General features: G+C 68.1%; 10 protein-coding genes. 2 read left to right on the top strand and 8 right to left on the bottom strand.

All coding sequences use genetic code 11. From position 1 onward, the window contains the following. Positions 1-228: 228 nt before the first annotated feature. The 6 genes from BN11_RS10915 to BN11_RS10890 all read right to left on the bottom strand — a co-directional run bounded on the left by BN11_RS10915 (position 229) and on the right by BN11_RS10890 (position 5,690). Positions 229-510, bottom strand: a complete 282-nt coding sequence (locus BN11_RS10915; RefSeq protein WP_162213214.1) for a transposase — start codon at positions 508-510, stop codon at positions 229-231. A gap of 84 nt (positions 511-594) precedes the next feature. After that, positions 595-993, bottom strand: coding sequence for an NAD-dependent epimerase/dehydratase family protein (locus tag BN11_RS10910; RefSeq protein WP_053084074.1), 399 nt, complete (start codon positions 991-993; stop codon positions 595-597). A 396-nt stretch (positions 994-1,389) separates the two neighbouring features. Beyond that, entirely contained in the window at positions 1,390-1,974 is a 585-nt protein-coding gene (locus BN11_RS10905; RefSeq protein WP_048697552.1) for an arsenate reductase/protein-tyrosine-phosphatase family protein, read from the bottom strand. Next, complete coding sequence (locus BN11_RS10900) at positions 1,971-2,768, bottom strand: polysaccharide deacetylase family protein (protein ID WP_048697550.1); 798 nt, start codon at positions 2,766-2,768, stop codon at positions 1,971-1,973. Before BN11_RS10900 ends, BN11_RS10905 begins: the two co-directional genes overlap by 4 nt. After that, entirely contained in the window at positions 2,765-4,123 is a 1,359-nt protein-coding gene (locus BN11_RS10895; protein ID WP_053084073.1) for a hypothetical protein, read from the bottom strand. Before BN11_RS10895 ends, BN11_RS10900 begins: the two co-directional genes overlap by 4 nt. Before the next feature lie 4 nt (positions 4,124-4,127). Further along, positions 4,128-5,690: a polysaccharide biosynthesis tyrosine autokinase gene (locus tag BN11_RS10890; protein WP_053084072.1), complete on the bottom strand. Its 1,563-nt coding sequence runs from the start codon at positions 5,688-5,690 to the stop codon at positions 4,128-4,130. A gap of 175 nt (positions 5,691-5,865) precedes the next feature. Between BN11_RS10890 and BN11_RS10885 the strand changes: the two genes are divergently transcribed. Together BN11_RS10885 and BN11_RS26125 are read left to right on the top strand one after the other, a co-directional pair. Beyond that, positions 5,866-6,738: a hypothetical protein gene (locus BN11_RS10885; protein WP_048697548.1), complete on the top strand. Its 873-nt coding sequence runs from the start codon at positions 5,866-5,868 to the stop codon at positions 6,736-6,738. Beyond that, positions 6,735-7,043 carry a PqqD family protein gene (locus BN11_RS26125; RefSeq protein WP_162213213.1) on the top strand — a complete coding sequence of 103 codons (309 nt, stop codon included), beginning with the start codon at positions 6,735-6,737 and terminating at the stop codon, positions 7,041-7,043. Before BN11_RS10885 ends, BN11_RS26125 begins: the two co-directional genes overlap by 4 nt. Here the strand turns inward: BN11_RS26125 and BN11_RS10880 are convergent. Together BN11_RS10880 and BN11_RS10875 are read right to left on the bottom strand one after the other, a co-directional pair. Beyond that, positions 6,988-8,010: a nucleotidyltransferase family protein gene (locus BN11_RS10880; RefSeq protein ID WP_048697545.1), complete on the bottom strand. Its 1,023-nt coding sequence runs from the start codon at positions 8,008-8,010 to the stop codon at positions 6,988-6,990. The two genes, BN11_RS26125 and BN11_RS10880, sit on opposite strands and share 56 nt — an antisense overlap. Continuing rightward, positions 8,003-8,251, bottom strand: a complete 249-nt coding sequence (locus tag BN11_RS10875; RefSeq protein WP_048697543.1) for a PqqD family protein — start codon at positions 8,249-8,251, stop codon at positions 8,003-8,005. Before BN11_RS10875 ends, BN11_RS10880 begins: the two co-directional genes overlap by 8 nt. Positions 8,252-8,382 lie beyond the last annotated feature (131 nt).

The following is an 8,382-nucleotide window of genomic DNA, read 5'->3' as shown; positions in this document are numbered from 1 at the left end:
GGACGCGTCGGTACCCGTACCGGCCGTGATGGCGGACGAAGATGGCTCGGATCAGCCGGCCCAGCTTCCGGCGGCGTTTCGCGGTTGCCGACGCCGGCCGTTTCACCCAGTCATAGAACCCTGATTCCGACACGCCCAGCCAGGTACACATAGCGCCCACCGTGTATCGGCCGGAACCATCCGAATTCGTGGTCGCCTTCTCCGCGAGAATGTGTGCGTACCGGTCGGCTACCGATACTTCTTCGCGAAGAAGGCGGTGGCTTTTCCCAGGAACTCCCGCTCCAGACGCAGTTCCTGATTCTCGCGCTCGAGTTGTTCAAGCCGCGCCCGTTCCGAGATTGTCAAGGGCTTGTCCTCGACCGGGTTCGCTTCCTGGTACTTCTTCACCCAGTTCCGCAATGTCTCCGCGCCGATACCATTCTCCCGCGCGACCTGTGACAGGTTCTTCTGCCCCTGGTAACTCAAGAACAGTTCCACCATCTGCTCGCGGAACTCCGGCGAAAAACTCACCCTACCGCTACTCATTCTGAATCGATTCTCCCTTCCAAGGAATCCTACTCTATTGGGATCCAACTCCGAAAGGAATCAGGCACGTCACACCCACTCGCGCTCGTGCTTGGGCAGCGCGGGGTTCATGCCATAGACCGACGACGAGGACGAGAAGACGACGTGGGCGCCGACCGAACGGGCAGCCTCCAGCACGGCGAAGGTGCCATTGGTGTTCACGGCGTGGGTGGCACCCGGGTTGGCGATGCTCCGTGGGACAGAGCCGAGGGCCGCCAGGTGCACGATGGAGTCGACGCCGCGCACCATCGACGCCAGTCGGTCCTTATCGAGGATCGAACCCTCGACGAACTCGACATACGCGCCGAGGTTGTCGAGGTATCCGGTGGACAGATCGTCCAGGACGACAACGTCATGACCTGAAGCGACCGCGAGTTCGGCGAGGTTCGAGCCGATGAAGCCCGCGCCGCCGGTGATCAGCAACCGCATTGAGCCCCCACAAGACAGACGATTAGGTAGTGACCCGTTGCGGTCGCGCCGTAGTGTAGCCGGGTCGGAGCCCTGGCAACGCTGGAACATCAGCGAGGGGGCTTCTGTCCTCTTGAGCAATAGTCAAGACCTGTGGATCGGCGTGTCGGATGATGTGGGCCAACCACGACTACCGGCGGCGTGGCGCGCTGGCCTACCTCGCCGCCTACGACGTCCACCACGGGGCAGGTGTTCGGTTGCTGCGAGGACACCACGGGCATCCTCCCGTTCACCGCAGCGGTCACCCCGGCGATGACCCAGCAGCCGCACGCTTCACTCCTAACCCGACTCGACCGCCACCAACCCGCAGAACCAGACCACGCCGCCTAACCCCCGACGAACTTACAGTCCTGACCACTAAGAGATCCCGTCGCTCGTGCTGTCCCCGCTTGCGTCGCAGCCCGCGATCGCCTCGAGTGCGGGGAGGATTCTGCGCAGGACGCCGTCGATCTCGGCTGCGCACGCGTGGGCGGCGCGGCGTCCACGGCCATAGGGGTCATCGACGTCAAGGGTCATCGAGTCCGGCTCCGCGAGCGCGACCACGCTGTGCAGGAGGGCCCCGATGTCCGCCGCTTCGGGTGCCAAGGCAGCCGCTCTCGCAAACTGCCGCAGGCCGAAGACCTTCCCGGCCCGGCGTGGCCACGCTTCGAGGATGGCCAGGTGCTGGCGCATCTCGAACGTGAGCGCCAGGTCCGCCCACTCGAGTGCGGCGTCGTCCAGCACCCGGCTGACATGAGCAGGCGTGCGGATCCCCCTCCGTGTCAACTCACCCGCGAGGTGCGGATCCATCGGGCGTCCGGGGTACCCGGGAATCCCAGCACTCGCGACCTCCCACGCCAAGGACGGAACCCGCTCGAACAGGTCGCGGGCCCGGTGCTCGGCATACGCGGACCGGGCGATATTGGCCGTGCACACGAAGAGCAGCCGCGCTGGCCGGGTCATGCTCCGGGCCCCGCCCGCTTGGCGGCGCCGACCAGGACGGCGTATGCCCGCTCGGGCCCGAGGCGGCCGGTGAGCTTGGCGGCGAAGAAGGCATCGGGATCGGTGCGCCGCACTGGCACCCGGGCCAAACGCATACGATCCGTCGCCGGCAGGTTGCGGCCCAGCACGCCAGTAGACGCGCTGCGGAACCGGCTGCGCAGCTGCGGCTCGATGGCCGGGGCCGCCACCCCCCACGGATACGTGAAGTGCGCCGGCCGGATCCCGAGGGCTCGCTGGACCGCATCCGTGCACTCGTCGAGTTCGGTCACGGTCAACTTGCCCGGCGGGACGTGGCGGTGCGTGTGGTTGCCCACCGTGCACAGGCCAGACCCCACCATTTCCTCGATCTGGCCCCAGGCCAGCCCGGCCCCCGCGGCACCGGTGGCCGTGCTGCCCTCCCAGCGCATGCGGGACCCCACGTATGCCGTCGCGAGATAGATCGTGAACGGCACCTGTCGCTCGCGAAGCAACGGCCACGCATTCTCGAAGACGTCGGCGAACCCGTCGTCGAAGGTGAGCACGTAGCTTGGGCGCTCGTCCTGCCGGTCGAGACGATCGAGTGCCGCGTCGAGGGACAGGACGTCACGTGAGGCCAGGATGTCCAGGTGCCGGGCGAAAGTCGCCGGGTCCAGGTCAAGTTCGTTCGAGGTCCCGCCACCGACCCGGTGGTAGATCAGCAATGTCGCCCCGCGGGCCGCCGTGGGGCGAGCGGCCATCGCCAGGAGTCGCTTGACCCGGTGCCGCAGGCCGCTCATCTGCGCCTCGCGAAGTCCCTGGCCGACGTCACGTCACGCACCCGGCTGGGCGGCAGGGTCGGCCCCTGTTTCGGCGGCAGCGAAAGCCAGACCATGACAATGGGCAGGAGCAGCACTCGCTGGCGGCTGAGAATGCCGAAATTCCCGATCCCCGAGAAGGCCCAGACGAACCCGAGGGTGTACGCCGCGGTGAATGCGACATATGCGTTGGTCCGGACCATCGAGAAGCCTCGCCGAATCCCCGCGCTCGAACGCACGGCCAGAAGGATGAGGAAGACCCCCTCGGCGGCCTGAATGAGTGCTTGGGGGTTGCCCGCCTCCCAGGGGAATGGGCGGAGCACCACGGAGACGATGGCCCAGGGCAGGTCCAGGGGCGATGTTACGGGCGTGGGGTCGAACTCCGACCCGCCCTGCGTGGCGAGTTCGCTTCGGGTCCGGAACTCCGCGGAGAGTGCTTGGGAGGTCAGGTCGTCGAGGCCGAGGAAGGTGGCCGACCTGGTGAGCATGAGCCACACCAGCGGCACGAGGACGATCAGGCCGAGGACCTTGCCGAACGCGCCATCCGAGTCCCGCCTGCCCGGTTTAAGGATCTGGGCGACGAGCATCGAACCGAACAGCAGGAAGGCGATGTGCGGCCGCACCACCATGGTGCCGGCGGCCCCCAGCAGAAGCAGGGGGATCCCCTGCCCCGGCCGCTGGAAAAAGCGGGCGGCACCGCATGCCGTGACCCCGAGCCACAGCAGCAGCCAGGACTCCTTGCCGATGCCGGACGGCCAGTAGAGCATTGAGGGCAGGGCGAAGATGAGCAACGCATACCTGCGGTGGTTGCCGTCCGGGACGGCGAGCAGGAACGCGCGATAGAGCAGGTAGGCGCCCCAAAAGGCCAGGGATCCGAAGACGAAGAAGGCCGCCAGCGGCGAGGGACCCGTAACCACATAAATGGCCGAGGTGATGACCTCCATGGCACGGGTGCCGGAGGCCGATCTGGAGCCGAAGGAAGCGAAATGGCCGCTGCGCCACCACATCGACTCGAAAGCCGCGACCATGTTGTAGCGCTGGGCGTCGGCGTTGCCCCCGTAGACGACGAAGGCGACGTAGTAGCGGCCCAGGGTGCCGAGCAGCTTTAGGACGAAGCCCCAAAAGAAGACCGTGCGAATCCACAGATCAGGTTCGATGGCTGCGGCCCGGCCGAGCAGCACCAGGTTGAGGAAGACGACGAAGGGCACGACAATCATTGCCCCCCAGAGGTTGTAGGACCAGTTGTCGACGGCCCACGTGAAGGCGACGGCGACCACCGCACCGAGGGTGGAGCCTCCCGCCAGCCAGGCGATCCTGCCGCCGGGCGACCATGTCATGGCGCTATCCGCCGGAGCGGTCCGACACCGAGTCGTCAGGAGATGCCTCGACGACGGCAGGGCGAGGTCCGGCAGCATCGTGGCGCGCTTCGCCTCCACCCCGTATGGTGCTCGGTGCCTCGGCGCGCCCCAATCGGTCCCGACGACTGGCAGAGGTTCCGTGAGCAGACCGCGGCCCGTGCCCCCCGCTTCGCGGCTTCTTGCTGGTGGAGCGCGGCGACCCGTAGCCGTAGCCGTAGCCGTAGCTGCGCGACCGGCTCGCCTTGGACCCGATGAGGAGCACTCCACTGACGGGCACTTTGAACCGGCCCAACAACTCGGCGAGCCGTGAACCCGCCGCGTGGGTGATTCGTCCGGACCGGACGACGACGAGCACCGTGTCCACGAGCGGAAGGATGTCGAAGACGTCGCTCGCCGCCAGCAGCGGGGCCGTGTCGACGAGGACGACGTCCGCCAGGCCCCGGGCCTCCTCCAGCAGCGGCCCCATGCGGCTCGCGAGGGAGGTGGGGTGATCCAACTGCGTGCCGGCCACGATGATGCTGACGCCCGGCATATTTGTCGGCCGAACCAGTTGCTGCAGGTGCTCCAGGGCCGAGTCGACGAGGTAATCGGAGATCCCCGCCCCTTGTGGCACATCGAACAGATTGTGTGCGTCCGGAGATCGCAGGTCGGCGTCGAGCACGAGGACGCGGCGTCCCGATTCGGCGAAGCTTGCGGCCAAGTTGGCCACGCTCGTCGTCTTGCCTTCGCTGGGCTGCGCCGAGGTGACGAGGACGGCGACCGCCTGCGGTTCGGGATCGTTCTCTCGTGGCCCGCGGGGTGCCGCGGCGCGGGACGTCTCCACGCTGTGGGTTGTCGCGGCCCGCGCGGCGCGATAGGCGTCGGCAAAGGGGCTCAGCGGCTGGTCGAGCACCATGTGGTAGGCGTCGCTCCGCTTGGCGCGCGGCAGTTTGGGCACCTCGGCGATGATGGGCAACCCGAGCGCGGCCTGGATCTCCGTGCGGGATCGCAGGCGCGAGTCGATGCGATCGACGAAAACCGCGAGGGCCATGCCGAACAACAGTCCGATCAAGGCCGCCAGGGCGGTTCGGGTCGGCCGGCCCGGGGGCAGGATTGATCCGGGGTTGGCATCGGGAACGGCCACCGCATCCTGGACGATGGTCAGCCGGGTGCCCCCGGACGGGGACGCCTTGGCAAAGTAGGCCTTCGCTGCCTCGGCGAACGTCTGCGCGATCGACTCCGCTGTCGTGGCGTGCGGATCGGTGGCGGAAATGCTGATCGTCGAGGCGGCCGGATCGGGGGCGACGACGATGCGCCGCGCGAGCGCGAATGGTCCGTCGGCATACTTGAGCTTGTCCGCTGCCGCCTGGGGGATGTCACCGGTGGTGATGAAGAACGCGATGCGCGGCAACCCGACCGTGACGCGCTCCTCGCCGCCGTCGACGGTCATCTGCGCGGTGGCGGTGTAGGACCTGGGCGCGTTCTGGGTGCCGGCGGGCACGAGAAACCACGACAACAGACCCGCGACAACCGTCGCACCGGCGATCAGCGGGGCACGGTGGAGCAAAATCCTCAGATACTCCCGTAGGGGCAACTCAACTCCTGTCCAGCCACTGCGGCGTCGCAGGACTTAACTTCCGCAATCCCCAGGTCTGACCCGTTTCGGCGGGTACTCGAACATTCCAGGACGATGCCCGGCGGCACCACGGTATGATACGCGCAGCCGGGAAAGGGCTGGTGTCGTGAATTCGGGCAGTAGCCGCGGGCAAAACGCCGACCTCCTCGCGGGCCCGTACGCCGCCAACGGCCAGAGGTTCGTCGTCGAATGCCCCGACGCGAGGCTGCGCCGGCTGGTCGCCTCGGCTTTCGTGGATCTGCTGACCGACGCGCAACCGCTGCGTCCCACCCGATTTCGCGTTGCCCCATCCCCCGAGCATCCCGGCCGATACGAGGTATGGCGCGACGACGAGTTGTGCGAGATCGTCACCTCCGGTCACCTGATGACCCACCTGGTCTGGCAGGTGACGGCGCTGGTGCTGCAGAACTGCGCGCCGCGCACGCCCGTGCATGCGGCCGTTGTCGCCATCAATGGGCGGGCCGTCCTCGTCGCCGGGGAGTCGTATGCAGGCAAGAGCACGTTGGCCGGGTGGCTCACCGCGCGTGGCTGGGAGTTCCTCACCGACGAGCTGGCACTCCTCGAGGAGGTTCCCGGCGGGTGGCACGTGCATCCGTTTCCGCGCCCGATCGGGCTGCGCCACCCCTCCCCGCTCGACGCCCTCCTGGGTGGGTCACCGCAGCACGACAGTGAGAGCTTGGTGCCCGCCTCACGCCTGGGACAGGTAGGCAACGCTGCCAGGCTTTCGGCAGTCGTCCTGCCCGGCCGGGAACCCGGACTTCCCCGGCGGTTGAGCGCCGCGCACCCGGCCACCGCTCTGCGGTTGCTCATGAGCCATCTGCCGCATGGCGGCATCGGGGGGCGCGCCGCCTTCCGTCAGGTGGCCCGGCTCACCTCGAGCGTCCCGGTGTTCCATCTCGGTGTCGGTGACCTGGACGTGGCGGATGCGCAATTGCGTGCCCTGGCCGGGCCACCCGGCGCGCCAGGCGGCGCGCGGTGACCGGAGACTCGAGAGTTTATCGCCGGGCCGGTTGCATCGACGCCGTCTGGCTGGTGGACCGGTTCGTGCTGTTCGATGATCGTGACGCGGTTGTGCATGAGCTCAACCCGGCCGCGTCGCGGGTGTGGGATCTGCTCGACGGCGCAGCGACGGTCGCGGACGTGGCAAGAACTCTCTCGCGGGCTACCGGCGTGGACGCGATAGGGGATATTCGGGAGTTCGTGGACTGGCTGGCCGGCCGGGGGATGATCACTGATGTTCGCGATGCTGGGAGTGGCGCGCCAGAGTCCACAGGTAGCGCGTAGCACCTTTGCCCACGAGATCGGGGACCGCGGTCAGCGCTTGGCGACGGTAGGAGCGTTCCGACCCGAAGATCTCGAGCACGGCGTCATCGATCCGCCCGATGCGCACCCGGCGGGCGAAGTCGACCGCCGGGTGGTGCAGGTCCAGGCCCAAGGCGCCCCACGCGTCGGTGATGGCGCGGGCCAGCACGGCGAGAACCCCCGCGCGCCGAGCCAGCTGCGCACTGACCCGCCAGTCCACGCCGGACACCAGCAGCAGTTGCGCTACGTCGCGATGGGCCCGATACTCCCGGAACCCTCCCAGTGCGGCATGGAAGCACGCGTGCACCAAGCGCATTGGCCCGCACAGCGCCGGGAAGTCGCGCTCGCCGAAGGTCACCAGCTCCGGCTCGTCCAGCAACCCGGCCGTGCCCAGACGCACCCCGAAGCGGCCGATAGCCAGCCGCAGATGCAGGTCGAGTTCGAGCCCATTTCGGTCCCGGAAAGTCGCGCCCTTGCCGAAACGCAGGTCGAAGTCCGGTGCCAGCGCCGGAGCCGGCCGGTGGAATCCGAGGCTGGTCACCTGTTCGAGGCACCGATCCCAGTCTCGTGGATCGACGAGCACATCGAGGTCGCCGAAGCAGCGCAGCTCCGGCTGCGGATAGTCCAGGTGCGCCAGGGCCGGCCCCTTCAGAAGGCGCCAGTTGACGCCCGCCCCGTCCAGCAGTTCGGCCAGCGGCGCGGCGGCCGCTTCGACGGTCACCGCCGCGACGAGCTGTTCCTGGAACACGTCGTAAATCCGCTGCATGGTCTCCTCGGGTGCCTCGATCGCCCCCGATTGGCAGGCGAACCACAGCACTCCCCCGATCCGGTCCATCCGGGCGATGGTCAGGATGTCCTGCTCATCTGCGCGCGTGATCACGGCCGGGCGCGTTGGGGCCCCGGGCAGGGCATGCGTGGCAGCGGCCCGCAGGACGCTTTCGTCACGCACGAAGATGCCCTTCGGCTTCGAGGCGGTCGAGGAGAACGGACACGTCGGCGCGGATGGTCTCCGGCTCGGCGGCGAAGCGCGGCAGCAGGGCCTGCGTGATCTGCTCGGCGGTGATGTCGTCCGCGAGCAGCCCCCAGATCTCGGCTGCCGGTCCGAGCGCAACGATCGGCCGCCCACCGGGTCGGGCGAGCACGAGCGTTCCGGGGATCGAACGCCACAGGCTGTCGGGCGCACGTCTCACGACGCAACCATACGGTCATGACGCGGATGGCCGGTCGCCCGCGGGAGCGCACCCGCAACTGACCACCAAAATGGGGACATTGTCGGCCTTGGCGAACTCATCGCGCCCCGGCCAGTAGCCTGCTACCCTTC

It is taken from the genome of Nostocoides australiense Ben110 (assembly GCF_001050535.1).
Classification (GTDB): Bacteria; Actinomycetota; Actinomycetes; order Actinomycetales; family Dermatophilaceae; genus Nostocoides_A; species Nostocoides_A australiense.
Note: the sequence above shows the minus strand (reverse complement) of the source record. Positions and strands in the feature narration are given on the sequence as shown.

What these genes read in the sequence shown, in the direction of transcription:
- BN11_RS10910 (WP_053084074.1), bottom strand. Translation starts at nt 993, where the DNA reads ATGCGGTTGCTGATCACCGGCGGCGCGGGCTTCATCGGCTCGAACCTC.
- BN11_RS10905 (WP_048697552.1), bottom strand. Translation starts at nt 1,974, where the DNA reads ATGACCCGGCCAGCGCGGCTGCTCTTCGTGTGCACGGCCAATATCGCC.
- BN11_RS10900 (WP_048697550.1), bottom strand. Translation starts at nt 2,768, where the DNA reads ATGAGCGGCCTGCGGCACCGGGTCAAGCGACTCCTGGCGATGGCCGCT.
- BN11_RS10895 (WP_053084073.1), bottom strand. Translation starts at nt 4,123, where the DNA reads ATGACATGGTCGCCCGGCGGCAGGATCGCCTGGCTGGCGGGAGGCTCC.